The organism is Clostridium ljungdahlii, assembly GCF_001636845.1.
In the GTDB taxonomy this organism is placed as follows: domain Bacteria; phylum Bacillota; class Clostridia; order Clostridiales; family Clostridiaceae; genus Clostridium_B; species Clostridium_B ljungdahlii_A.
The window spans coordinates 81343-106954 of record NZ_LITT01000001.1; the positions used below are offsets into that span (position 1 = coordinate 81343).

Annotated in this window: 22 protein-coding genes and 2 pseudogenes; 17 read left to right on the forward strand and 7 right to left on the reverse strand. The window is 31.6% G+C overall.

Features of this window, described 5'->3' with window-relative positions; genetic code table 11:
* Window positions 1-149 precede the first annotated feature (149 nt).
* Window positions 150-1862: a methyl-accepting chemotaxis protein gene (locus tag WY13_RS00495; RefSeq protein WP_063553763.1), complete on the forward strand. Its 1713-nt coding sequence runs from the start codon at window positions 150-152 to the stop codon at window positions 1860-1862.
* Window positions 1863-1875: 13 nt separating this feature from the next.
* Here the strand turns inward: WY13_RS00495 and WY13_RS00500 are convergent.
* Window positions 1876-2091: pseudogene (locus WY13_RS00500) on the reverse strand (sulfite exporter TauE/SafE family protein); the annotation flags it as partial.
* Between the two features lie 289 nt (window positions 2092-2380).
* Here WY13_RS00500 and WY13_RS00505 point away from each other — a divergent pair.
* The 13 genes and pseudogenes from WY13_RS00505 to WY13_RS00555 form a co-directional block, all read left to right on the forward strand.
* Window positions 2381-3190 (forward strand): electron transfer flavoprotein subunit beta/FixA family protein, encoded by an 810-nt coding sequence (locus WY13_RS00505; RefSeq protein WP_063553765.1) that lies wholly within the window; start codon window positions 2381-2383, stop codon window positions 3188-3190.
* The gene (locus tag WY13_RS00510) at window positions 3178-4467 is read left to right on the forward strand and encodes an FAD-binding protein (RefSeq protein WP_063553766.1); all 1290 of its coding nucleotides are present in this window, start codon (window positions 3178-3180) and stop codon (window positions 4465-4467) included. Before WY13_RS00505 ends, WY13_RS00510 begins: the two co-directional genes overlap by 13 nt.
* Before the next feature lie 3 nt (window positions 4468-4470).
* Window positions 4471-5766, forward strand: a complete 1296-nt coding sequence (locus WY13_RS00515; RefSeq protein WP_063553767.1) for an FAD-dependent oxidoreductase — start codon at window positions 4471-4473, stop codon at window positions 5764-5766.
* Window positions 5766-6059 (forward strand): ferredoxin family protein, encoded by a 294-nt coding sequence (locus tag WY13_RS00520; RefSeq protein ID WP_063553768.1) that lies wholly within the window; start codon window positions 5766-5768, stop codon window positions 6057-6059. Before WY13_RS00515 ends, WY13_RS00520 begins: the two co-directional genes overlap by 1 nt.
* A 293-nt stretch (window positions 6060-6352) precedes the next feature.
* A complete protein-coding gene (locus WY13_RS20250; protein ID WP_082848328.1) occupies window positions 6353-6451 on the forward strand; it encodes a YgaP-like transmembrane domain in 99 nt (32 codons plus the stop codon).
* A gap of 713 nt (window positions 6452-7164) precedes the next feature.
* Window positions 7165-7398 (forward strand): hypothetical protein, encoded by a 234-nt coding sequence (locus WY13_RS21430; protein WP_204377934.1) that lies wholly within the window; start codon window positions 7165-7167, stop codon window positions 7396-7398.
* 715 nt (window positions 7399-8113) lie between these two features.
* Window positions 8114-8383, forward strand: a complete 270-nt coding sequence (locus WY13_RS00525; protein WP_063553769.1) for a TnsA endonuclease N-terminal domain-containing protein — start codon at window positions 8114-8116, stop codon at window positions 8381-8383.
* Window positions 8384-8698: 315 nt separating this feature from the next.
* Window positions 8699-10144 (forward strand): PTS mannitol transporter subunit IICB, encoded by a 1446-nt coding sequence (locus WY13_RS00530; protein WP_063553770.1) that lies wholly within the window; start codon window positions 8699-8701, stop codon window positions 10142-10144.
* A 17-nt stretch (window positions 10145-10161) separates the two neighbouring features.
* The gene (locus tag WY13_RS00535) at window positions 10162-12246 is read left to right on the forward strand and encodes a BglG family transcription antiterminator (protein ID WP_082848329.1); all 2085 of its coding nucleotides are present in this window, start codon (window positions 10162-10164) and stop codon (window positions 12244-12246) included.
* 63 nt (window positions 12247-12309) lie between these two features.
* A complete protein-coding gene (locus WY13_RS00540; RefSeq protein ID WP_063553771.1) occupies window positions 12310-12747 on the forward strand; it encodes a PTS sugar transporter subunit IIA in 438 nt (145 codons plus the stop codon).
* Between the two features lie 4 nt (window positions 12748-12751).
* The gene (gene pfkB / locus WY13_RS00545) at window positions 12752-13687 is read left to right on the forward strand and encodes a 1-phosphofructokinase (protein WP_063553772.1); all 936 of its coding nucleotides are present in this window, start codon (window positions 12752-12754) and stop codon (window positions 13685-13687) included.
* Between the two features lie 21 nt (window positions 13688-13708).
* Window positions 13709-14974 (forward strand): zinc-binding dehydrogenase, encoded by a 1266-nt coding sequence (locus tag WY13_RS00550; protein ID WP_063553773.1) that lies wholly within the window; start codon window positions 13709-13711, stop codon window positions 14972-14974.
* A 150-nt stretch (window positions 14975-15124) separates the two neighbouring features.
* Window positions 15125-15418: pseudogene (locus tag WY13_RS00555) on the forward strand (transposase); the annotation flags it as partial.
* A gap of 367 nt (window positions 15419-15785) precedes the next feature.
* Here the strand turns inward: WY13_RS00555 and WY13_RS00560 are convergent.
* Window positions 15786-16511: an acetylglutamate kinase gene (locus tag WY13_RS00560; protein ID WP_242866288.1), complete on the reverse strand. Its 726-nt coding sequence runs from the start codon at window positions 16509-16511 to the stop codon at window positions 15786-15788.
* A gap of 201 nt (window positions 16512-16712) precedes the next feature.
* Between WY13_RS00560 and WY13_RS00565 the strand changes: the two genes are divergently transcribed.
* Window positions 16713-17639, forward strand: a complete 927-nt coding sequence (locus WY13_RS00565) for a DUF2935 domain-containing protein (protein ID WP_063553775.1) — start codon at window positions 16713-16715, stop codon at window positions 17637-17639.
* A gap of 568 nt (window positions 17640-18207) precedes the next feature.
* On the forward strand, window positions 18208-18732 hold the full coding sequence (locus WY13_RS00570) for a flavoprotein (RefSeq protein WP_063553776.1): 525 nt from the start codon (window positions 18208-18210) through the stop codon (window positions 18730-18732).
* Window positions 18733-18889: 157 nt separating this feature from the next.
* On the opposite strand, the gene WY13_RS00575 is transcribed toward WY13_RS00570, so the two are convergent.
* The 5 genes from WY13_RS00575 to WY13_RS00595 form a co-directional block, all read right to left on the reverse strand.
* On the reverse strand, window positions 18890-20005 hold the full coding sequence (locus WY13_RS00575; protein ID WP_063553777.1) for a helix-turn-helix domain-containing protein: 1116 nt from the start codon (window positions 20003-20005) through the stop codon (window positions 18890-18892).
* 78 nt (window positions 20006-20083) lie between these two features.
* Complete coding sequence (locus tag WY13_RS00580; RefSeq protein WP_082848330.1) at window positions 20084-21493, reverse strand: MATE family efflux transporter; 1410 nt, start codon at window positions 21491-21493, stop codon at window positions 20084-20086.
* A gap of 113 nt (window positions 21494-21606) precedes the next feature.
* Window positions 21607-22443, reverse strand: a complete 837-nt coding sequence (locus WY13_RS00585) for a MerR family transcriptional regulator (RefSeq protein ID WP_063553778.1) — start codon at window positions 22441-22443, stop codon at window positions 21607-21609.
* Between the two features lie 138 nt (window positions 22444-22581).
* A complete protein-coding gene (locus tag WY13_RS00590; protein ID WP_063553779.1) occupies window positions 22582-23760 on the reverse strand; it encodes a M28 family metallopeptidase in 1179 nt (392 codons plus the stop codon).
* Between the two features lie 217 nt (window positions 23761-23977).
* Window positions 23978-24757: a MerR family transcriptional regulator gene (locus tag WY13_RS00595; RefSeq protein WP_063553780.1), complete on the reverse strand. Its 780-nt coding sequence runs from the start codon at window positions 24755-24757 to the stop codon at window positions 23978-23980.
* A 488-nt stretch (window positions 24758-25245) separates the two neighbouring features.
* Here WY13_RS00595 and WY13_RS00600 point away from each other — a divergent pair, with 488 nt between their 5' ends.
* Window positions 25246-25521 (forward strand): CD3324 family protein, encoded by a 276-nt coding sequence (locus WY13_RS00600; RefSeq protein WP_063553781.1) that lies wholly within the window; start codon window positions 25246-25248, stop codon window positions 25519-25521.
* The last annotated feature ends 91 nt before the right edge of the window (window positions 25522-25612 follow it).

Here is a 25612-nt window from a genome sequence, read left to right on the forward strand (position 1 = left end):
AAATTTAGCTATAGATACTAAGTTTCATCTTTTACTATATATAATAATTATTTTATCTTTATAAAATTTACATAGTGGTTTATATAACATAAGTATACAATTGCTAAAAATCAGAAAAAATTTATCTTAAGTAATTGGGGGGAGTACAGATGAAAATATTCAAAAACTTAAAAATTGCACAAAAACTTATAAGCTGTTTTTTATTAATATCACTTCTCATGACAGCAGTGGGTACTATAGGAATAGTACAAATAAAAAAGATAAATACAAATTCAACTTCAATGTATGAAGATAACTTACTACATATCAGAAAAGTAGGGGCTTTGAAAGAAAATTTTTTGCAGATACATTCAGATTTAGTATCTCTTTTAACTACAAAAGATTCATCTAAGAAGAAGCAAATAATAGATGAGGTAAATAAACTAACAGAAGAGGATATGGCTATATCAAAAGAATTTAAAGATACTAATGCAACAGGAATGGAAAAGGACTTATTAGATAAGTTTAATAAAAATCATAATGATTACATGATGGCACGTGAAAATTATATGAAATTAATAGATTCAAATAAATATGCTGAAGCTCAGATGGCTTTTGATATGGTATTGCAAGCAAGACAGAAGACCTTTGATGGTATCAATGAACTTATAAATCTAAATTTAAAAGAAGCACAGGAGGCTGACAAAACTAATAATTCAACATATAAGACAGCCTTTAATATCATGATTTCCATTGTAATACTTGGCTTTATAATTGCAATACTTCTTGGAATATTAATATCAACATCTTTATCAAAAGAAATAAATAAGGTTCTTATATTTGCAGATGCTCTGGGAAGTGGCGATTTAACTAAAAGAATTGATATTTATGCAAAGGATGAAATTGGTAAGCTTTCTGAAGCTTTAAATAAAGCGGTTGAAAATACTCGTAGCTTAATATCTACAATAATTTCAAGTTCTATTGACATGACTAGTTCTAGTGAAGAGATTTCTGGAACTATAGAAAAAATTTCTGCAAAAATGACTAATATTAATGCAGCAACTAAAGAAATATCGGCTGGAACAGAGAACTTAAGCGCAACTTCAGAGGAAGTAAATGCTTCAATCCAAGAGATAACATCAAATACCACTGAACTTTCAAATAAAGCTAAAGATGGTGATAGAGCATCAGATGAGGTACAGGCTCGTGCAACTGAAATAAAGAATAAAGGACTAAAGGCTATTGATATCTCTCAAAAAATATATAAAGAAAAGCAAATTAATATAGTTAAGGCTATAAAAGATGGAAAAGTTGTTGAGGAAATCAAGGTTATGGCAGATTCTATAGCAAATATAGCTTCTCAAACTAATCTTTTAGCGCTTAATGCTGCCATTGAATCGGCAAGAGCAGGGGAAATGGGGAGAGGATTTGCAGTGGTTGCAGATGAAATACGTCAGCTTGCAGAGCAGTCAACGAGCAATGTTTCAAGCATTCAAAATGTTATAACACAGGTAAATGAAGCTTTTAATAATTTATCTAACAATACACAAGATATACTAGCTTTTATTGACAATAATGTAAATCCTGATTATGAACTGTTTTTAGAAACTGCAGAAAAATATGAAGAAGATGCTGTTTTCATAAAGGTTATGTCAGAAGAAATAGCAAATGGCACAACACAAATATTAAGCTCCATAGAACAAACTAGCACAGCTATTGAGAATGTGTCAAGAACAGCTGAGCAATCTGCGTCAAGTTCAGACGGCATATTAAATAGCATCGATGAAACAAGTTATGCGATTGAAGAAGTAGCTAAATCAGCTCAAAGACAATCGAAATTAGCTGAGGAGTTAAATGGTTTAGTACAGAAGTTTAAGATATAAGTTTTAAATATTTTACACAGTGTATAGAGGTGAGCACTCCAACTGCAAAAAGTACAAAATAGGTTGCTCCTTTAAGCATATTATTCATATCGAAACCACCAGTAGAATTACCTATAAGAATAATGGAAACTGCTACCATTACTAACTTTTTTAATGTTCTTTCCATAGTTTTTTCACAAGATGTACAAGTCATATTATATACTTTTAGTCTTATATTTTTTATACTCATAAATTCACCTCATCAGTATATTATTTATTTTTATTATATAAGCTGAGTACATTGGTATAGTCCTCACATTATAAATACATTTAATAGCTATAATATACAGAATAGTTGTGTAGAAGTTATAAAGATTTATATAAAAAATATTTGCATAGCCAAACTTGTTTTAAATAAATTTTTTAAATTATTTAATCTTCATTTTTTCTTCATATGAGACTTATATAATAGAGCACAAATAATGAAAAATGATTGTAAATAATAATTTAAAATAAAAATTGAAGGAGTTGTTGTTTAGTTGCATACTTTAGTTTGTGTGAAACAAGTACCGGATACTACAGAAATTAAAATGGATCCAAAAACAAATACTTTAGATAGATCAAGCGCACCTACAATTATTAATCCTTATGATGCACATGCAGTAGAAGAAGCTCTGAAAATTAAAAATAAGTTTGGAGGTAAGGTTTCTATTATATCAATGGGGCCACCACAAGCAGAGGAAGTTATTAAAAAGTGTATTGAAATGGGAGCTGATGAAGGGTATCTTCTTTCAGATAGAGCCTTTGCTGGTTCTGATACTCTAGCTACAAGTTATATACTTTCAACGGGAATAAAAAAAATAATGGAGAAAGAGGCTATTGATTTAGTGTTTTGTGGAAAGCAAGCTATAGATGGAGATACAGCTCAGGTTGGACCAGGTATTGCATCAAGACTTGAAATACCTCAGTTAACCTATGTGGAAAAAATAAAGTTTTTAAATTTAAAAAATAATACTGTGATAATACACAGAAAAATTGATAATGGCTACGAAGTTGTTGAATCAAAACTTCCATGCTTAATCACAGTAGAAAAAGATATAAATGATTTAAGTTTTTCTCCACTATCAAATATTATTAGAGCAGCACGTTATAAAGCAACAGTTTGGGGAATTAATGATTTTGAAGCAGATATGAGTCAATTAGGGCTTAAAGGATCTCCAACTTCAGTTCGACGTATATTTCCACCACCTCAAAGGTCCGGTGGGGAGTTACTAAAGGGCAACATTGATGAGGTGGTAAAACAACTTACAGATAGCTTGAAAGGAGGAATAGTTAGATGGCAGTTATAATTACAGATTCTTGTATTGGATGTGAATCCTGTATCCCAATTTGCCCCTTCGATGCATTGGGGATTAATGGAGAAGGTAAATTAGTAGCTAGTAAAGAAAAGTGTACTGAATGTGGAAAGTGTGTAGCGGTGTGTCCAGTTTCTGCATTAAATATTTCAGGTGGCAAAAAGAAAGCCAATGATATCTTGAAGAATGAGACTAAGGAAGGTAGTAAAGCTTCAAAGTCAGAAAAACCTACTGGAGATGTATGGGTCTTTGCAGAACAATTGGAAGGTAAGCTATCCTCTGTTACTCTTGAACTTATTGGTGCTGCAAGAAAGCTCGCTTCAAAATTAGAGGTAAAGGTATGTGCAGTTTTATTAGGTGATAAAGTTGAATCTATAATACCTGAGCTTTTTGCATATGGTGCAGATACCATATATGTTATAGATGATGAAGTATTTCATTTCTATAGAGCAGAGACTTATAGCAAAGCTTTCTGCTATTTAATAAATAAGTATAGGTCAGAAATATTGTTAATGGGAGCAACAACTACAGGGAGAGATCTAGCTGGTGCCGTTGCAACTGCAATGAAAACCGGGCTTACAGCAGACTGTACCGGACTAGATATTGACTTAGAAAAAAGAGTACTACTTGCCAGTCGCCCAGCCTTCGGAGGAAATATAATGGCCACTATAGTATGTGAAAGACATCGTCCTCAAATGGCTACTGTGCGCCCAAGAGTTATGCCAATGCCAGAACCTGAGGTAAATAAAACAGGCGCTATAATTAGAGAGAATTTTGAAATTGAAGAAAAATCCCTTAGAACTTGGGTGCTTGAAGTTATTAAGGAACAGTCAGAAAATGCGAAGCTTGAAGATGCTAAAATTATAGTTTGTGGTGGACGCGGTGTGCAGAATCAAGAAGGATTTAAGCTGCTTCAGGAATTAGCAAAAGTAATTGGTGGGGTAGTAGCTGGTAGTCGTGGTGCTGTGGAGAAAGGTTTAGTGGATCATAAACGTCAAGTTGGGCAGACCGGTCAAACCGTGTCTCCAAAGCTATATTTTGCTATAGGAATTTCTGGTGCAATACAGCATACTGTTGGAATACAGGGAGCTGAAACAATAGTTTGTATAAATACAGATTCTGAATGTGAAATGATGAAGTTGGCTACTTATGGAATTCAAGGAGATGTTTTTGAAGTATTACCTAAATTAATTAGTAGTTTTAAAGAAGAACTTACAGAAGTTTCAAAGATAAACAATAAAGGTTTGTGTAAGATTGCGAAGGAGGTTTAAAGAGTGACTGAAAAATTTGATGTTATTGTTGTAGGGGCTGGGGTTTCCGGGCTTGCAGCAGCATATGTAATGGCAAAAGAAGGTCTTAAAGTTATTGTAATTGAAAAAGGTAAATACCCTGGCTCAAAAAATGTTATGGGTGGTGTATTATATCGCCACATGATGGACGAGATTATACCAGAGTTTTGGAAGGAAGCACCTCTTGAGCGTCCTATTGTTGAGCAAAATTTTTGGCTATTAGGCAAAGAATCTGCAGCAAAAACAGGTTACAGGGGGATAGAATGGTCAAAGCCTCCTTATAATAATTTCACAGTCTTTAGAGGCAAGTTTGATCAGTGGTTTTCAAAAAAATGCGTGGAAGCTGGGGCATTAATTGTCAACGAGACTGTTGTAAAAGAATGCATTGTAGAAAACAATAAGGTTGTTGGAGTTAGAACAGATAGACCCGATGGAGACCTTTATGCTGATGTAGTTGTTCTTGCAGATGGTGTTAATTCATTACTAGCCAAAAGCCTAGGCTTCCATAAAGAATGGCGTAAGGATCAGGTAGCTCTTGCAGCTATGGAGGAATTAAAACTGCCTTCAGATAAAATTGAAGATAGATTTAACTTGGACAAAGGTATGGGAGCAACCATAGAAATGTTTGGTGATGGAACATTGGGAATGGTGGGTACAGCCTTTATCTATACGAACAAGGAACATATATCTATTGGATGTGGAGCTTTGCTTTCACAGATGAGTGAGAGAAATGTTAAGCCTTATGAGTTATTAGAATATATCAAGCAGCATCCTGTTATTAAACCTTTAATTGCAGGAGGTGAAGCAAGTGAATATTATGCACACTTAATTCCAGAAGGAGGGTATAATAGTATACCTAAATTAGTAGGGGATGGAGTACTTGTAATTGGGGATGCAGCACAGCTTGTTAATGGTATTCATAGAGAAGGATCAAATCTAGGAATGACCTCTGGACGTTTTGCTGCTGAGACTATTATACAGGCTAAGAAACTAGGCAAATTCAATGAACAAGCACTTTCACATTATCAGGAGCTGCTTAAAGAAAGTTATGTTATGAAAGATCTAAAAAAATATAAGAATGCATCTACAACTATGGAAGAAAATCCGAAGTTCTTTAATCATTATATACCAGCAGCTAACAAGGTAATGAGTGAAATGTTTACTGTAGATGGAGTATCAAAGAGAGACAAGCAAAAGTTAGCTATTAAACATATGGCTGGTGGAAAATCTATATTAAGTATGGGTATGGATGGATTTAAAATATGGAGGGCGATGAAATAATGGAAGATACAAAATTAAAAGTAAATATTGATGATAAGCTGTATTTAAATACTTATAATGTAGACACTCTTTCCCACTTAGCTATAAAGGATCAGAAGATATGTGAGACATGTGAGGAAAAGACCTGTACTTTCATTTGCCCTGCTCGTGTTTATGAATGTAAGAATGGACATGTTACTGTTGGTTATGAAGGTTGTCTTGAATGTGGGGCATGTCGTATAGCTTGTTCTCATGATAATATTGATTGGAACTTCCCAAGGGGAGGATTTGGTATACAGTTTCGAATGGCATAGTATATTGAATTATAAAAGGTTTTGGCAAATTTTATTTGCTGAGACCTTTTAGTATTACATTTGTATCTATATAAAATCTTTATAGGGTACTTTATTATACATTTTACCAAGATTAGCTATAAGGAAATTTGGGAAAATAGAAATAATGTGGAAAATGGTTAAAGTAAGTACCTAAAGTATTTTCGATATATTAATTACTGCCTATATTTTTTGTATATAATTTGTCAAGTAAATATATTTATGGAATAAAAAATCATTTAGCACAAATAATATGAAAGAAAGGGTGATAAGTTATGATAATATCTTCTAAAAGAAATCTAGGAAATGCTGATAGAATAGTAAGAATAATATTAGGTTCATTGCTTTTAGTAGAAGGAGTAATTGGTTACTGAATTATTTTAGATATGATAGGTTGGTCAACCTATAAACCTGAAAATAAAGGTTAAATACTTATCGTTTTTTGATTAACTATTTTATGGATGCTTAATAAAAAATATTAGAAATAGGGTGACTCTTTTATTGAGCAATTTTTGTTATCTAAGCATTACCTTTAATATATCTGTTAGTGTATAATTATAAATACTGATAAATTTAAATTCAAAAGTAATATGTCATTATTTTACAACCATTTACTTTTATTTGTACTTATTTATTAAAATTATGTGCTATTTAAATATTAATACATAATACAAACACTATGTGTATCTAGTTCAAATTTATAATACATACACATTTTTTTATATTGTTTACTAACTTAACTAGAGTAAAAATACTCTAGTTTTATTTTATTTGAAAGTACCATAAACGAATGTTTATGGTGCAATCAATTTAGACTAGAGATCATTATGTGTTAATTGCATATGGAAGAGTAAAGTACTGAAGACCAAAATTTGGCTAGACAAATAGATGCTCTTATTGCTGACGGTGTTGAATTAATTTAATAATTTAAAGTTTTCATTAAGGCTTTTTTCATATATGAATAATTACAATTATATTAAACATAAGTTCCCACAAAATAAAATCTCCTTGTAAATTACACATTGTGTGCAAAAAGCGTGATGACTTTTCCTTAAATAAAATTGGTGAAAGTTTGTAACGAAAACACATGAGTAAAATAAAGCAACTACTCACCAACCTCTGCCCAGATGGTGTTGACTTCGTACCGATCTGTAGTGTTGCAAAGATTTCAAATGGCCGAGATTATAAGGCTTTACCCGATGGCGATTGTCCTGTATACGGTTCGGGTGGAATAATAAGCTACGACAATCAACTAAACCTCCAATTGGTGCTTCTATTTTACACATATCAGAGGTTTACACAAAGGGCTGAAGGTCTCTAATTTCACTGTTTACATAAGATACTAATGGCTTTAATAGACTTTTAATTCTAGCCTTGGTAATTCACATTATCCATATAATATATCAGTTCAACAGAATTTTGAACTGATATATTATGTTTATAGCAAGTCATCCATTATCAATACAATGTGAATTTAATAAATTTCAATTTTTAGAGTTGATACAAGATACTTTTAGATTCAGTTCTGTAGTATCTTTCTTATATTGTAAATAACCTATATAGTATCTTTTAGAGCATAACTTGCTTTTTTTTAATTTACTTGCAAATAAATATTTATATTGGTACTTTAATAATTATAAGTCTGTATACACTGCTAAAATATGTATTTTTGACTTGACGAATATATACAGTAAAAATACGTAAGGTTGAAACTCAAATTAAAAAATTGAGAAGTATTAGTCTACAAACTATTTGTTAAAAAAATATCAAGAATACAATTGAAATACATATTCTCAATGAGTAGTTTCCAACATTTTTTATAGATGAAGTAATTTAACTTAATTATAGAAAAAATATAGTTCCTAACTTTTTTTATATAAGTAAAAACGGCTCTAGACATTTCGGTGCTTTGAGGTGGATAAAAATTACCGACTTTTTTTATGCAATACATTTGTGTTGGTTTGAAATAAAGCTTGATATATTTTTACATTTTAGAATATTCAGATCTAGTAACGGACATAAGAGAATAATATCCTTTGCTGCCAATAGAAGAGACTTTGACGGTAGCAAATGAATTAGGAATAGAGCATCCTAAAAATCCAAAGAACGGTGAAAATATAGTTATGACAACTGATTTCTTAATAACTAAGGAGATTCAAGGTAAAACGATTAATATAGTAAGAACGATAAAACCCAAGGATATGCTTATGAATAAAAGAGTAATTGAAAAATTTGAGATTGAGCGTGTTTATTGGGAAAGAAGAGAAATTTCCGTTATTGAAACCGAAGATTTCAATTCCATTTAGAGAAATGAAATCCTATGTAATACTGTGAATCAACTTTTGAAGAGCCCGGTGCGGGAAATCTGCACGCCGGATTCTGTGGGAGTTAGAGTTGCCAATTGGACAACTAGCATACCTGTAGGAGCTGAATAAAATAATTATTCAGCTCCTACTCGATTTTTATTTTAATTTCATAAGTAAGGGAGTAACACTTACAAAGGAAGTTTAAAATTGTCAAAGGTTTCATATGTCAGGATTGAGGTAGTAATGCTTGTATAAACGTTTACTAGGTAATATATTAAAACTATAAGTAATTAAAAAGTAAGGAGGTATATATACATGGAAGTTTCTAAAAAAACTAATTCTATTAATAACAAAGGTAAAACTGGAAAAGCTAGGGTTCAAAAATTTGGTGGATTTCTTGCAGGAATGGTTATGCCCAATATTGGCGCATTTATAGCTTGGGGGTTTATAACAGCTTTATTTATTCCAACAGGATGGATTCCTAATGCATATTTTAATAAATTGGTATCACCAACAATTACTTTTTTACTACCAATTCTTATTGGCTATACAGGGGGTAAATTGGTATATGGAACAAGAGGAGGTGTAGTTGGTGCAATAGCTACCATAGGTGTTATTGTTGGATCTTCAGTAACTCAGTTCCTTGGTGCAATGATAATGGGACCTTTAGGGGGATATTTAATCAAAAAATTTGACAGCCTTGTTAAGGATAAAGTTCCGACAGGATTTGAAATGTTGGTTGATAACTTTTCTTCAGGTATTCTAGGTGGAATTCTTGCACTTATTGCTTATTCTATTATAGGACCTATAGTAGCTGCTTTTACAGTAGCTCTTGGAAATGGAGCTAAATGGATAACAGAGGTTAAATTGCTTCCCCTTATATCGATACTTGTTGAACCAGGGAAAATATTATTTTTAAATAATGCAATTAATCATGGCATTTTTGATCCTCTTGGTATAGCACAGGTAAAGCAACTTGGAAAGTCAGTATTTTTCTTACTTGAATCTGATCCAGGGCCAGGTCTTGGCGTATTACTTGCCTACTGTTTATATGGAAAGGGAAATGCAAAACAGTCTGCACCAGGAGCTATAATTATTCAATTTTTAGGTGGCATTCATGAAATATATTTTCCATTTGTTTTAATGACTCCACTATTGTTATTAGCAGTAATTGGCGGCGGTATGGCAGCTGATTTAACATTTGTAATTTCTGGAGCAGGCCTTGTAGCATCACCTTCACCAGGAAGTATATTTGCAGAAATTGCAATGAGTCCTAAGGGTGGGCTTATACCTGTACTTTTTGGTATATTAGTTGGAACAGTAGTATCTTTCTTAATAGCATGTCCTATAGTAAAAAAGAGTAGTGTGAAACTTGATGATGAATCGTTTAATAATGCTAAGATGACCGTTGGAGACATGAAGGCTGAAAGCAAAGGGCAAAAGATTGAAAATACTAAAGAGAAAACCACGGTAATTTCTAATGCTCTTCCTAAATTAATAGTAGTTGCTTGTGATGCAGGTATGGGATCTTCGGCAATGGGAGAATCTATACTTAAGAAAAAGTTAAAAGATGCAGGAATTAAAATTGATGTAAAACATTCAGCAATAAATGAAATACCACAGGATGTAGAAGTAGTGTTTACTCAAGAGGGCCTTGCCCAAAGAGCCTCGATGATAGTACCTAATGCAAAGATTATTACTATAAAAAATTTTCTCGATAATACTGTATATGATGATTATATAAAATCATTAAAAAAATAATTTAGTAGGTGACTGTTGTGTGTAACATTAGTGAACTTACTGCCAGGCAAAAATTTATTTTGAATACAATACTGGAAAAGCCTCCTTTAAACAGTAAGGAACTTTCTTTAAAATTTGGTGTAAGCGATCGTACTATACTGAGAGAAGTTAGTGCGATAAATAAAGTTTTAAAGGCTAAAGATATAAGTGTATGTTATGATAAGCTAAAGTTTAGCATTGAAGGAAAAAAGCAAGAAATAAGCTACTTAAAAAAATCACTAGGAAGCATACCGGTACAATGGCTATTTAATCAGGAGCAGAGAATAGTATTTATTACAATGCAGCTTCTTTTGGCAAACCAACCATATAAACTAGCTTTTTTCAGTTATCAGTTAAATGTTGTAGAAGGAACTATAAGTTTTTATATGGATAAAATTGAGCAGTGGCTTAGTGCCAGATACTTGACGCTTGTAAGAAAAAGAGGATATGGAATAATAATAGAAGGTTCTGAATGGATCAAAAGAAATTGCTTTATGGAACTTGTTTATGAACTAAAGCCTATAGATGAATTATGTGCATATGTATATGGAACTCAAGATGATCTTTTTATACATACATTTTTTAAGATACTTTTTGGTGATAAACTTATTTCAACCTCAAAGAAGTTATTTGACTTTTTAGAAAAAAGAGCAACAAGTATGGATGATATAACTTACCTGAGCTCATTAATTCATGTACTTCTAGCATTAAAAAAGAACGAATTAGGTTCTCCAATAAAATTACCTTCATATTTAATTGAAGATATACTTTTATCAAAAATACATTCTTCTGCTTACGAAATGAAAGAATATTTGACATCATTAGGTATAGTGCTTGCAGATAGTGAACTTACATATATTACAATATATGTTTTAGGAAATAAATATATTTACACGGAAAACAAGAAATTTGAAGAATTCGGAGTCTCATTTGAAGATATATCCATGGAATTAGTGCATCAAGTTTCAAAAAAGTTGCATGTTAAAATTAACTGTGATGGACAGCTAATTTTAGGGTTGTCTCAACATTTTAATTCTGTTTTGTATAGGGTTAATATGGACATGCCTATAAAAAATAGTATGCTGGATCAAATAAAAGATTATTATAATGAATTATTTAAAGCAGTTAGTTATGCTTGTAAATTAGTTTTTTCAAAATATAATATAAATATATCACAGGATGAAATAGGATTTATAACAATGCATATAGGTGCAGCTATAGAAAGAAGCAATAGGTTAGATAATAACTTTTCAATGCTTATAATATGTCCAAATGGAATGGGTACTGCCAGAATACTTTCTAATAAGCTTAAATTGTTAATAAAAAATATTAAAAGTATAGATATACAATCTTTTAAAGATTGGGAAAATTGTAAACATAAATATGATATTGTACTTTCTACAGTAAACATTAATTCAAAACAAAAATCAAAAAAAGATCATATAATAACTGTTTCACCATTTTTACAAAAGGAAGATATAGACAAAATAAATAATTATATGGCTAAGCTTCATAAGGACGATACTTATTTTAATAAAATAAGTTTATTATCAAAATCAGTAAAGTATGAAAGTTCAGAAGAACAAAAGTATGAGATGATTGATAATTTATTGAATAATATGCGTATTGAAACAATAGAACCTCAGTCTTTTAAGAAAATGATTGAATTAATTGCAAAAGATGAATATGACCACAATATTATAAATAACAAAGAAGACATACAAAATCTTATAATCAACAGGGAAAAGCTGGGGAGTGTAGTTATACCTAATTCTCAAGTAGCTTTACTTCATACAAGATCAGATTGTGTTGTAAGCCCATTTATAGGTGTATATAGATTGAAAAAATATATGAAACTTAGAAGTATTGGTTTTGCGTATGAGGATGTAGATACTTTTATAGTACTACTTGCAAGAAAAAGTGAACAATCTTATGTGCTTGAGCAAATGGGAAATATAAGCATATGTTTGATAGAAGATAAAAATTTTACAGAAATTTTAAGGTTTGGAAATATAATGGATTTACGCAGCAAGATGCTTAAAATACTTAAGAGTGCAAATCAAGATGATGAAAAGCAGGTATAAAAAATATTTAGAAGATTATTGTAAAGGGCTTATATTAACATACTTAATAGGGAGGATATCTAAATGAAACCGGAAGTTTTATGTGAGCAAAATATATTATTAAATATTGAAAGTGAAACAAAAAATGAAGCAATTAAAAGAGTTGGAAGATTGCTCGTAGAAAATGGATATGTAGATGAAAAATATATTAAAGGAATGATAAAAAGGAATGATGATATAAGCACGTACATAGGCAATGGTGTTGCAATTCCACATGGAATGAATGAGTATGTAAAATACATAAAATATTCTGGAATTGTTATTGCTCAATATCCACATGGAGTTGATTTTGGTGAAGGTAATATAGCGTATTTGGTAATAGGAATTGCAGGCAAAGGTGATGACCATATGAGTATATTATCAAAAATAGCGATAGCGTGTCAGGATAAGAAAAATGTTCAGAAGTTGGTTGAGGAGAATGATAAAAACGTGATGATAAATTTAATCTTAGAAGGAGAGTAGAAATATGATTACAACTGTTACTTTAAATCCTGCGGTTGATAAAACGATTGAAGTTGATAATTTTGATGTTGGTATTGTAAACAGAATAGGAGCCAGTCGTATCGATGCAGGAGGAAAAGGAATAAATGTATCTAAGGTTATTAAGGCTTTAGGAGGTAGAAGTAAGGCTGTTGGCATACTTTCGGGTACAAATGGAAATTTTATAAAAAAATATTTGGATGAGGAAGATATAGAAAATGATTTTGTATTTGTTAAAGGGAATACCAGGACTAATATAAAGGTAGTAGATAAAGTAAAACATACCAATACTGATATAAATGAAAATGGTCCTAAAGTATGTAAAAAAGATGTTGATGATGTGTGTTTAAAATTCTGTAAAGAAATTAATCATGATTCAATTATAGTATTTTCTGGGAGTGTGCCTAATGGTGCGGATATGGATGTATACAAATCATATATAGAGATAGCCAGTGAAAAAGGTGCAAGAACAATATTTGATGCAGATGGACAACTTTTAAAACTTGGACTTGATTCAGGTCCTTTCCTTGTGAAGCCAAATATATATGAGCTTGAAAGTATTTTTGGACAAAAGATAGAAAATAAGGAGCAAGCAGTCAAACTTTCAAGAAAATTATTTGATTATGGTGTAAAAAATGTAGTAGTTTCGCTTGGAGGGGAAGGAGCTCTCTTTATAAAAAAGAATGTTGTTGTATTTGCTCATGGTATTAAGGTTAATGTAGGAAGTACTGTTGGAGCAGGTGATTCTATGGTGGCTGCTTTAGCTTTAGCAATTGATAAAAATTATGATTTTGAAAAGGCTATTAGGCTTGCAGTTGCATGTGGTACTGCAAGTGTAACAATGTCAGGAACGCAAACTGCTAGTATTGATGTTATATCAGGTTTTGAAAAACAGGTTAATATTGAATATTTGAATTATTAATGAAGGAAAGAGGTAATCTACATGAAAACAAAAGCAGTAAGGCTTTATGGAAAAAATGATTTAAGATTAGAGGAATTTGAACTACCAGAAATAAAAGATGATGAAATACTTGTTCAGGTTGTATCAGATAGTATATGTATGTCAACATATAAAGCTGCAGTTCAAGGACCGGATCACAAGAGAGTTCCAAAAGATGTAGATAAAAATCCTGTAATAGTTGGTCATGAATTTGCAGGGAATATAATAAAGGTAGGAGCAAAGTGGAAGGGACAATTTAAAGAAGGAGGCAAGTTTGCACAACAACCTGCACTTAATTATAAGGGAAGTATGGCATCGCCGGGATATTCGTATAAATATTTTGGAGGTGATGCTACTTATATGATAATTCCACATGAAGTTATGGAACTTGGATGTTTATTAAATTATAATGGAGAATCTTATTATGAAGCATCTTTGGCTGAGCCAATGTCCTGTATAATAGGTGGATATCATGCAAGTTTTCATACGAAAATGGGCTGTTATCAGCATCTGATGGGAATAAGAGAAGGAGGTAAACTAGGACTTTTGGCTGCAACAGGTCCAATGGGTCTTGGATCAATTGAGTATGTTATAAACTGTGATAGAAGACCTTCAATGATTGTGGTAACGGATATTGATGACAAAAGGATAGAAAGGGCAAAAGAAATATTTGATAAGGATAAGATCAAAAAGGAAAAAGGTATAGATTTGATATTTGTCAATACTAAAGATATAGATGATGTACCTGCATATTTAAGAAAATTGACTGACGGAACAGGATTTGATGATGTGTATGTATACGCTCCTGTAAAGCAGGTAGTTGAGCAGGCAGATAAAGTACTTGCAAGAGATGGATGCCTTAACTTTTTTTCAGGCCCAACAGATAAAAACTTTAGTGGAGAGTTGAATTATTATAATGTACACTATGGATCAACGCATGTAATAGGAACTACTGGAGGAAATACAGATGATCTTAAGGAATCTTTAAAAATGACAGAAGATGGTATAATGAATCCGGCTGTGATGATAACTCATATTGGAGGGTTGGATTGTGTGGCTGAAACTACAGTGAATCTTCCTAAAATTCCTGGAGGCAAAAAACTTATATATACAAATATAAATATGGAATTAACTGCAATAGATGATTTTGAAGAGAAAGGCAAAACTAATCCAGTTTTTGCTGAGTTGGCAAAAATAACTAAAAGACATAATAGGTTATGGTCCACTGAAGCTGAAAAGTATCTTCTTAAAACTATGTGTAAATTATAATAGAATAGTTCGGTGTAAAGTTTGATGATATCCATGGACTTGATTTATGTTAAGTCCATGGATATTATCTTTTTTGTTTTAAAATGGATACACAGCTTGGATATGACAAGTATGACGTAACTGAAAAGCAAACAAGGAATAGCAGAAATGGATGCAATAAAAAGTTGGGAAGACAACTGGGATAACCTTGCAACCTTCTTTGCATTTCCAGAATATATACGAAAAATAATGCATATAACAAATGCTATAGAAAGCCTTAACAGCCAGTTTAGGAAAGTGGCAAAAACAAAATTAATATTTCCTACTGACGAAAGTCTTATGAAGATGCTGTATCTTGCTACCCAGAAAATAAGTAAGAAATGGACTCGAATATATGCAAACTGGGATCTTGTTATAAACCAGCTTAATATATTATTCAGTAATGTTTTAAATAAGGGAGCATAAACCGGGGACTCTGTCCCCGAACCCCTGAGGTTTACCGCATTTATTCTACGGAAACGGATAGTAAAACTATCCGTTTCCGTACAGAATTTCGTAACCGCTCAGGTTGCTCTTCAGCATAGCCCTATCCTGTTACAAACGTATATTATTGACCAAAGTTGGTTATAATATACGTTGTACAGGTAATATAGTAACTACAGGTATCGACTTAAAGAAACATTATATTACAAATACATACAATTCAATAATTATTTATCTAAAGAAAGAGAATACATAAAATAATTTACACGCCCAGCCTGTATTCTAACCAAAGAATATAAGCTTAATGTTAATATGGTAAAGCCTTATTATTTTTGATATGCTAAAGTAATTATCTTGTAAATTTTTCTAAGAACTGTTTGACAATACCTTTTGACATTACGTCAGCCATTTTTAGAGCCTGTTTTTCAATTTCATCGTATAATTTGATACTTCCCGCATAATTTCCTGTAAGTATATCAATTGCCTCAGATTTGGTTAGTTTTAAGTGTTCATGCAACATGGTTTGCCAATCTTTTTGAGACCAATAAGGATTTATTCTACCAAGGAAATTAGCAATTTCATCTGCATTGGCATACCATCTTTTTTCAGCATTTGCGGCAGCTTGATTATTGCCAGCCTTAGCAGCCTTGACCAGTTCAGCAGCTATGATAAGATGACTTTTAAACAAATCTCTAAATTGGGAAGCAATTCTATCTCCGTAGAAAGGCTTTAAAGCTTTCTCAAAATCTATAGGATTCCTAAGAAGTCGATCGATAACAAGATTTATATCTGGTAACCCTGCTAGTATACTTACTATGGTCATTCTTGTCCATGCAATATGTTGTTCCCAAAGCATACGCAGAGTATTTATTAAAGCTACTTCTGATTTACTGATTTTTGTAGGAATAGTAGAATAACTTTCATCGTAACTTCGATATCTAGAATATAAACAATTAAAATTTGATCCTGGATTTACTGTAGTAATTGGAAAAATGTTAGAAGGGCATCTTTTTATTGACAATCCTGGATTGTATGGTTGAATATTGCAGAAAAATCTTCTTATTGGACATAACATTTTATTACTCCCTTAATAATCTTTATATTTTTCATAGTATGTTTACGTAAACAAGAAAGTTCTATACTATAAATATTTTTGGATACATAAGGTGACTTGTACCTACAATGATAACAATATATTTGACATATACACAATTGTAACAGTTACATATACACTTAATATAATGGTAACAAAGAAAATTTTTAAGGAGAATTGACTATGCTATCTAGAAGTGAGTTTATACGACAATCACTGGGATTGAACCTTTTCTTTGCACGGATTATGAAGGAACACTCTTTCTTTTTACAAATAGGGTTTACTTCGAAAAATTCAAGTTATATACAGCATGCAAATAATTTTAGGATGGCATTTGATAGACTTTTAACTAATACCATAGCTCTTTCAAATGGAGTTGTTTCAACGAGTGTATTACAATCTAATGAAGTAGTAACACCTTTTACATTAGAAGCTGAAAAGGCATCATCCTATTTTACAGGAGTGAAAATTCCAACTAAACTAACTGAAGTAGAAACTAGATTAATGGGTAATACATCAAGATCAGGTAGAACTTCTATTTATCGAAAAGTAATTATGCTTAATGAGGAAGCAATGAGGCTAACTAGGGCTTTAGCACAGTTTAAGGCTAAGCTACTATCAGATGTTGTATCCTGCAGAATATTTACAACTAACTATCCTTTACTTATAGATCATATTTTAAGAGAAGCAAAGTTTTATTTTCACCTAGTTAGAAAATTACAAAGTCATGAAGATGTGAATTTAGAAAGAGAAGCTTATGAACAAGAAGCTTTTTGGAACAGGATTATGGCTGAACATTCAAAATTTATTCGAGGGCTTCTTGATCCAACCGAAGGGGAACTTATAAAAACGGCAAATAACTTTGGAAATGAATTTGATAAGCTTACAGAAGAAGCAAGGGAAGCTATGGATAAAGCATTACCAATTTCAAAAGTTACAGATAGCAGTCTGAAAGCAACCATAGAAATAAGCAAATTTAAGGCACAGGGTACAGAAGGATTGGTAGAATGTAAAATTAAGTCCATAATAATACCACTTTTGGGCGACCATACTTTACGTGAAGCAAATCACTATTTGCGTCTATTAAAAATATTTAGTAAAACGGTATAAAAGCTAAAAATCACATGATATAATTTGTTTTCTATATATTATAGAATAGCTGTACATCATGTGGTAGTACATATTTTTTTGCAGCACTCTTAATTTATTTGTCTGATTTAACAATATTCTTATATTGTTTACTAACTAAGGCCACATCAGGATATTAATTTCAGAATGTGGCCTATTTTTATACATATAGCTACTATACTTAGAAATTGCCTTTATATGGCACATGATTTTCAGTACATGACACGGCTGCTGGTATTACCCCTTAGGTGTTTTTGTTGTACCTAAAAATTAGCGATAAATAACTCTGTCAATGTGTCAAGTTATTTACCGCTTACAATAAACAAAACAAAATGAGAAACTTTTTACAATGAATATGTTTGGATGAAAAAGCGATGGAAGAAGAGATTGGAGTGTTGAACTTAATTTGATGCGTACAAGTTAAAGTATTATAAATTTGGTTGTTCACGGAGGAGTTTGGATTAATTTGTAGAATTTATATTATTGTGTAAGTAATTGATTCCAATTTCAATAAGTACAAATAGAATTACAAGAAAATGGAGGAGTAAATATGTTATCAGGAAAAATAATAACTTTAGGGATCACAGCATGCAGCCCAGCAAACCAGTCACTTATGTTAATTAAGGAATTGAAAAAGCGTGGGGCACAGGTACATGTAATTATGACGACAAATGCAGCTAATTTTGTTACACCGCTTATGGTACAGAGAGAGGCAGGAACACCTATCCAGATTGAGCAATTTGAACTTCCAAAGGCTTATGATATGAATCATCAGTCACTGTCCTTTAAATCTGATTTAATGCTTGTTGCACCAATTTCCGCTAATACTGTTGGAAAAGCAGCAAATGGAATAGCAGATAATCTTCTTACTACAAATCTATTGTCAACAAGTGCACCTATTATTTTTGCAACTCATATTAATCCGAAAATGTACAGCAAACCAAGTGTACAAAGAAATGTGAAAACACTTAAAGAAGATGGGGTAATATTTGTTGAAAATAAAGAGGCAAAATTTCCAAGTCTATTTCCAAGCATAGAGGCTATTATTAAAACAGTTGAAGAAGTAATTGGTTAAAAATGATTTTAACCAAAATGGAGCTATAATTTAATATAGTTCCATTTTAGCTGAAGTAAAAAATTTTCTTTGTTTCAGATAAGAATATTTATTTGATTAAGTTGACTTATCTGTGAAGCAGAAACCTTGGAAACTATAATAGTGTCAAATAAGTCCTTTACAGGTTACCTAATTTTGATTTTATTGATTCAAGGATACTCTTAAATTTGGGTTGATCCTTAAATGCTGCAAATGCCGGATTTTCTGTGATTGCCTGGAGCATGCTTCTTTTAATGACCTTTTCATCTCTTGGGGCCTGGTTCCCTAAATCAAATTCTGCAAACCAATTATCAATACTGTCAAAAAACTCATCGCCGTGTAGTTTAAATGAGAGTGACTCCGATGTGCATATATCCGCATATTTTCTTATCATATCAATTGCCTTATCCTGATTATTTTGCACTGCATAGCATTGTGCTGCTGTTAAATATATCTTTAGCATAACTCCGGGATGAAGCTTGTCTAAGTTGAAAAGTTCGGCTGTGGAAATTGTGCGCTGGAGTATATTTTCAAACTGCCTTGGAGTATTCTGATTTAATATAAAATAACTTGGTAATGTATCCATCATATTAATTAAATGATGATATATACCAACCTGTAAAACTTCTTTTGCCTTTTGTATATTTCCTGTCATCTGATATGCACTTGCTAGTATTACTTCATCTGATGGTTTAGGTTTCATTGTTCCATTTAATAATTCCTGAACTTCTTCCGGATGCTGTAATATGAGAGAGCAGGTAGCTTCAAGTGAGTTTGCCTCATTTGTTATATACACATCATCCTCTTCCGTTCTAATTCTCTGGCATAAATCGATTACTTCATGAAGAACGGACGCTTGTGCTTCCTTCCCATTTGCCAGCATATAATGGTTCGTAAGAAGTACAGCCATCTGCACTAAAAGTGAAAAACAAGAATAGTATTTTTTTATGATCTCATGACACTTATCTAGAACCTCTTCAAAAGGTTTGCTGCTAAATTCACCAGCTAACTTATTATAGAGTTTTTTTATATCATCCTTTGTCATCTGCGGCTCATATCCTATAAGTTCATCTATACTGATATTAAAATATACTGCAAGCTGTGGAAGAAAAGTAATATCAGGGTAACTTTGACCTGTTTCCCATTTAGAAACTGACGCCTTGGATACACCTATATATTCAGCGAGTTTATCTTGTGTAATGGCTTTTTCTTTACGCTTTGTGATAAGTGTTTTTGCAATATTAATCTCTTTCATAATTATCACCTCATAATGTAATTATACGGTTTTAATATATGATAACAATGGATTAAAAGTTGATTTTAGTTGATGAAATCAACTTACAGTTAACTTTGAATATTTCTTAAGTTCTGAAGTAATAAGAATAATAGTCACTATAACTGATAATGTTTCTGCACAGGGTCCTGCATATAAAACTCCTAAAACTCCCATAAACTTAGGTAAAATTATCATAAGGGGAACTATAAAGAAGGTCTGTTTACATAGTGTGAGAAGCATTGCTTTTCCAGGTTTACCTATAGCCTGGAAGAAAATACAACTTGTAAGTTCAAAACCTATAAACATACAGAGCATCAAAAATATCTTAAAAGATTTTAATGCAAATTCATTATACAGTGCATTATTTTGACCAAATAGATTTACTATACCTTGCGTAAAAAACTGAAATATAATGAAGCCTATTATTGATACAACAGTTGCTATTTTTATAAGCATAAAATAAGTATCCTTCACACGTTTGAAATTTTTAGCACCGTAATTGTATCCAAGTATTGGCTGGCCTCCTATGGCTATACCTATTACAACTCCTAATAAAAGTTCATTCACTTTCATTACAATACCTATTGCTGATATGGGAATATCACTGCCATAAATTGATTGTGCTCCATAAATTTTAAGCATATTGTTGCTTACTATTATTATTACTGTTACTGCTGCCTGTGTAACTAAACTGGAGATACCTAAAAGCATTACTGTCTTGCTCACCTTTACATCGAGCTTCAAATATTCTCTTTTAAACTTTATGTTTTTAAACTTTTTAAGGTAACTTAGAGAAATTGTGCAGGATAAAATTTGTCCTATTATTGTTGCTATGGCAGAACCTTTAACCCCCATACTGAAATGAAATATAAGTATGGGATTTAAAACAATATTTATAATTGCTCCTACTATCATTGCCAGCATTGAATATTCCGGGCTGCCATCTGCACGTATTATTGAATTTAGACCTGCTGCCAAAATCATGAAAGGAAATCCTATTAAGATTATTCTCATATAATCCAGTGCTGTAGAAATATTAGTACTTGTAGCCCCAAAGCTCCACAGCAGCTTTTCCATAAAAATATATCCAACTGCTAAAAATATCAAACCTAAAATCACCATCAAAACAATTGCATTACCTATTGCCTTAGCGCCCTGTTCTTTGTTTTTCTCTCCTAATTTTATACTGTAAAAAGCAGCTGCGCCATCTCCCAAAAGTAGTGAAAAACCTAAGGCTAAAACTACAAGTGGAAAGGTTATGTTTGTAGCTGCATTACCAATATAGCCTACTCCCTGACCAATGAAAATCTGATCCACAATACTGTAAAGATCATTGACCACCATTGCGAGTACGCAGGGAATTGAAAACTTCATAATAAGCTTGCCAAGCTTTTCATTTTCAATATAGCTTTCATTAATTTTTGTACTCTTTTCGCTCAACTTACATACACCTCTTTCAAACTTCATATAGAGATACACCGAAGTTAACAGACTTATCTACAGATATATATTTCTGGTGTAAATATCTACAATTGAAAGAATACTGCATACAGTAACGGGAGAGTCAACACTTATTTTAATTATTTTATTGGAACTATAAGTTCAGTCACATAATTTTCTTCATCTACTGTGTTCATTATGTCCACAAGATAATTATCTACAGGCTCACCGCAAATTTCATATCCATTTTCATAAATGTATTTATACAACTTTCTATAAGTATCTATCATATTGTCATAACTTCCATAATGAATAGCAGTAACAGCTTTAAAACCTCCAAACTTTCTAACTAAACCATTTATTTCTCTTTCCTCAGATACAGCTATACAAACTTCTATATCATAATCTTGCTTTTCTTTTTCTTCAAAATCGATACAGTTATCATAATACACTGCCATAGCATTTTTTATAATATGAAAATTGTTTCTTTCAACCAATGAAATCAGCTTACAGTACCTAACTGTAAATTCTTCAATAGTACAGGGCCCCTTACTTCTGAGATAAGCAACATAAGAAACTGGTATTTCTTTTATTCCTATTTTAAAATTCTTATTTTTTTTCTTTTCCTTCTTGCTTTCTTTTATGAAAAACTGCAATTTTGTTTTTAGCATTTTTAAATCGTTAATTTTATTATCAATTTCTATACATTTTTCATTAATTTTTCTTGTGTTATACTCTAAATTTTCTCTGCCCAAAAGCACTTTTATTTCCTTTAATGAAAAGCCTGCTTCTTTAAAATGCTTGATTACAAGCACCAAAGCCAATTGGTCATTTGAATAATATCTATAATTACTGTCTGGATCGACCTTTCTTGGTATCAACAGTTTTATTTCATCATAGTATCTGAGTGTTTTTATTGGAATATTGCATATTTTAGATACTTTTCCTATTTGATAAAGTTTTTTACTTTCGTCCATTGTATTAATCAACTCCTCGGATAAACGCAGTTAACTATATTTTACCATAACAGACATATGCTAAAAAGATTCTAAGATTAAGCTGTTTATTTATTGCAGTTCAAATTTGGAATCCAACTCTATTCATTTTAAAAATGCTTAAACAGAAAAAGCTGAAATGATTTCAACTATATACCTGACTATATGGCCAATTATGTCAAAATCAATGGTATCCAACGTATCTTTTGAGGTATGGGTGTATTCTAAGCCACCACTAAAAAGATCTGATGATGTTACTACTAAACAAGGTATACCACGAAATATAAAAGGAACATGATCTCCAGCATACCATTCCTTACCTTTAACAATTTTTTCACTCTTATCTATAGTACAGTTTATAATTTCACTTATATTATCACTTAGATTGTGAAAGGAAATGGCAGTTTCGGCTCCCTTATGACATGGTGAATCTATATTAATCATGAGCCTAATTCTATCTTTTTCATTATCAATTAATTTTAAATACTCCATTTCACCACACGCACCATAAAATTCTTCACTATTAAATGGTACAATCTCTATATCGTATTTTTCAGATTTCAATACTTCAGCCACCTGCAGCAATACTGCAACTCCTGCTGCATTATCCAAAGCTCCAGGTGTATTATATTTTGTGTCCATATGAGCACCTATAACAATTTTGCCCATTGAGTTTTTAGCCTTCTTTAATGCTGCAATCTGTCGGCTTTTAGATAACCTCTTGTGGGAATCTATTGTCAAATACACAACTTCACCTAAAAGCCCTGCGGCTTCAATTTTTGATAGGGTTTGCTCATTAATATTTGCTGATGGTATTAAAAAATTTCCGTCTTCAAAAAGCGGAAATGGATTTTTACCGCTTAATGGATTTTTACCTGTTGCAGCAATAATTGCTCTTGGCTTTTTCCTTTCAAGTAGAGAAATAAGATATTTATGTTCTTTGGGATAATAAAAGGGATAGTCTTTTGGCTGCAAAGGACTTTCTGTAAGTTTTCCTGACAATACTAAGATAAAACCATTACAGTCAATCTCCTCTAATTCCTCTACAGTTCTAACCATAATCAATTTCCCACTTCCTTTAAAGGGCTCAGAAAAAGGACTTGGCTCAACTTCAAATGAGTGACTGCCAGTCATAAGAGTTGATTTCCCATTTTCCCAAACAGTACATTCAAATGGCAGAGATTTTATTGAATAGTTCATATGCTTAAACTTATTTTCTAAAAAATTTATTATTTCATCATTTGCAGCTGTTCCTACTGCACGTTCTTTTGTAATCACTTTAAAAACCTTACTTATCATCGTTTTACCTCCAGCTTTTTTATAATTTAGGATGAAAAAACAACACACCATCCTTCTATTAAAAAATAACATAGAAAATACAGGGTGGTGTGCAAGTGTAAGGTTTTTTATAAACAGAGTTCTTGGCATAAGATGGAGTTTTGACTCCACCTTATGCTTAGAAATCGTTATCCAGGGATGTAGCTGCTCTTTACTCCCACTTGGAGAAGTGGGAGTATTAGAGCAGGTAGTCATCGGACAAATTTTTCATCTCTTCAATAATTGAAGGTATTTTTTGAGCTGCTTCTAGTAGTTTATTTAATTCATAAAGCCAGCGATCTCCAACTGAAATAAAATCATCATACTCTTGACAGTCCAGTGCTGATGACACTAACTCGGCATGTCCTTTATCATACATTGAAATACTATGGTGGATCGAAGCCATACTATATCCAGACTGTAATAGCATATATATAATGTGCATTCTTCCTAAATCAGTACTTGAATAAAGTTTTTTACCTTTTTTACCTACTTGTTCTGCAAGAATTAACCCATTCCTTTCCCAATTTCGTATGGCTTCAGTAGTGACCCCTAGATAATCAGCAATATCTTTACGTGACAACATTTTATTTTCTAATAAGATTTCATTATTCTTAATTGAGTTTGCCCAATTATCTAGCATTTCACAGGCCTTTTGAGCCTTCTTAATTTCCTGTTCAATCATCTGTATATAACAATCTGTATTTTGTCCTGCTTCATCCCACTGTTTTTTTGCTATTGACCACATGATTTCATTACTGGCATTTCTTATATGTTTGTTTGTAAAAGGATAACCCAAAATATACCGACAAACCTTTATTTGTAATGCATGTAATTCTTCAAATATGCGGTAGTTATTCATATTTCTTTTTGCTTTAGATATAAAGCCTAGCTTTTCATATAGCCTTATAGTATTTGGATGAATACCATATATTCTAGCTAAATCAATAACTTTATATATTTTTGCCTTTTTCTCCATAATATATCACCATACCAAATCAAAATTCACATATATCTAATTATAAGCATTTTACTTATAAACAACTAACTTTTTCTTATTGAAGTCATCTTAAATTAAAGCTTTGAAAATGCTGGAGTTTATATTATACTTAATTTGATTGTATTTCGAAACTTCAATAGTTTTCATGATGTATGAGTTCATAGAATAATATTGTAAATATACAATTAGTATGATTAAAGAAAAAGGGGGAAAATTCATAATGCTTTTAGTTATAAGATTTAGCTCCATGCAAAGATTGTAAAAACATGGAAAAATTTTGCTTGGAGCTGCAGGGAAAACAATGTTAAACTTAATTTATGTATGTTTCAAAATGACATTTTTAAATCATTATGAGTAGTGTATAAGTTAATTAGCGACCCTATAATTTATCAATTTAGTTTTTACATGTTTTGTTCAGTCTTTGCTTCATTATTTACAAAGTAAATGTAGATTGGAGCAGATGACTTATGAAATATGAAAAGGCACAGAATATATTACCACAATGTATAATTGAAACAATTCAAAAATATACCGATGGTGGATATATTTATATTCCTAGAAAAAATGAAAATAAAAAATCCTGGGGAGAAAATACTGAAACCAAAAAGTATCTTTATATAAGGAATAAAGAAATTTTTAATAAGTATTGTACAGGGATATCTGTTAAAAGCTTATCTAAGCAATATTATTTAACAGAAAATAGTATTAGAAGAATAATCAGAAAACAAAAAAAACATGGTTAATGTAAAACGGTATATTAGCATAAAAAAGTATGCTAATATACCGTTGTTTTATATAGTCACATATAATACAGAAATATTTATGAGCTTGAGT

Coding starts and splice junctions, on each gene's coding strand:
- WY13_RS00530 (WP_063553770.1), top strand. CDS start 8,699: ATGGAAGTTTCTAAAAAAACTAATTCTATTAATAACAAAGGTAAAACT.
- WY13_RS00575 (WP_063553777.1), bottom strand. CDS start 20,005: ATGAAAGAGATTAATATTGCAAAAACACTTATCACAAAGCGTAAAGAA.
- WY13_RS00540 (WP_063553771.1), top strand. CDS start 12,310: ATGAAACCGGAAGTTTTATGTGAGCAAAATATATTATTAAATATTGAA.
- WY13_RS00495 (WP_063553763.1), top strand. CDS start 150: ATGAAAATATTCAAAAACTTAAAAATTGCACAAAAACTTATAAGCTGT.
- WY13_RS21430 (WP_204377934.1), top strand. CDS start 7,165: ATGAGTAAAATAAAGCAACTACTCACCAACCTCTGCCCAGATGGTGTT.
- WY13_RS00585 (WP_063553778.1), bottom strand. CDS start 22,443: ATGGACGAAAGTAAAAAACTTTATCAAATAGGAAAAGTATCTAAAATA.
- WY13_RS00600 (WP_063553781.1), top strand. CDS start 25,246: ATGAAATATGAAAAGGCACAGAATATATTACCACAATGTATAATTGAA.
- WY13_RS00510 (WP_063553766.1), top strand. CDS start 3,178: ATGGCAGTTATAATTACAGATTCTTGTATTGGATGTGAATCCTGTATC.
- WY13_RS00560 (WP_242866288.1), bottom strand. CDS start 16,511: ATGTTATGTCCAATAAGAAGATTTTTCTGCAATATTCAACCATACAAT.
- pfkB (WP_063553772.1), top strand. CDS start 12,752: ATGATTACAACTGTTACTTTAAATCCTGCGGTTGATAAAACGATTGAA.
- WY13_RS00550 (WP_063553773.1), top strand. CDS start 13,709: ATGAAAACAAAAGCAGTAAGGCTTTATGGAAAAAATGATTTAAGATTA.
- WY13_RS00570 (WP_063553776.1), top strand. CDS start 18,208: ATGTTATCAGGAAAAATAATAACTTTAGGGATCACAGCATGCAGCCCA.
- WY13_RS00595 (WP_063553780.1), bottom strand. CDS start 24,757: ATGGAGAAAAAGGCAAAAATATATAAAGTTATTGATTTAGCTAGAATA.
- WY13_RS00590 (WP_063553779.1), bottom strand. CDS start 23,760: ATGATAAGTAAGGTTTTTAAAGTGATTACAAAAGAACGTGCAGTAGGA.
- WY13_RS00565 (WP_063553775.1), top strand. CDS start 16,713: ATGCTATCTAGAAGTGAGTTTATACGACAATCACTGGGATTGAACCTT.
- WY13_RS00580 (WP_082848330.1), bottom strand. CDS start 21,493: ATGAAGTTTGAAAGAGGTGTATGTAAGTTGAGCGAAAAGAGTACAAAA.
- WY13_RS20250 (WP_082848328.1), top strand. CDS start 6,353: ATGATAATATCTTCTAAAAGAAATCTAGGAAATGCTGATAGAATAGTA.
- WY13_RS00520 (WP_063553768.1), top strand. CDS start 5,766: ATGGAAGATACAAAATTAAAAGTAAATATTGATGATAAGCTGTATTTA.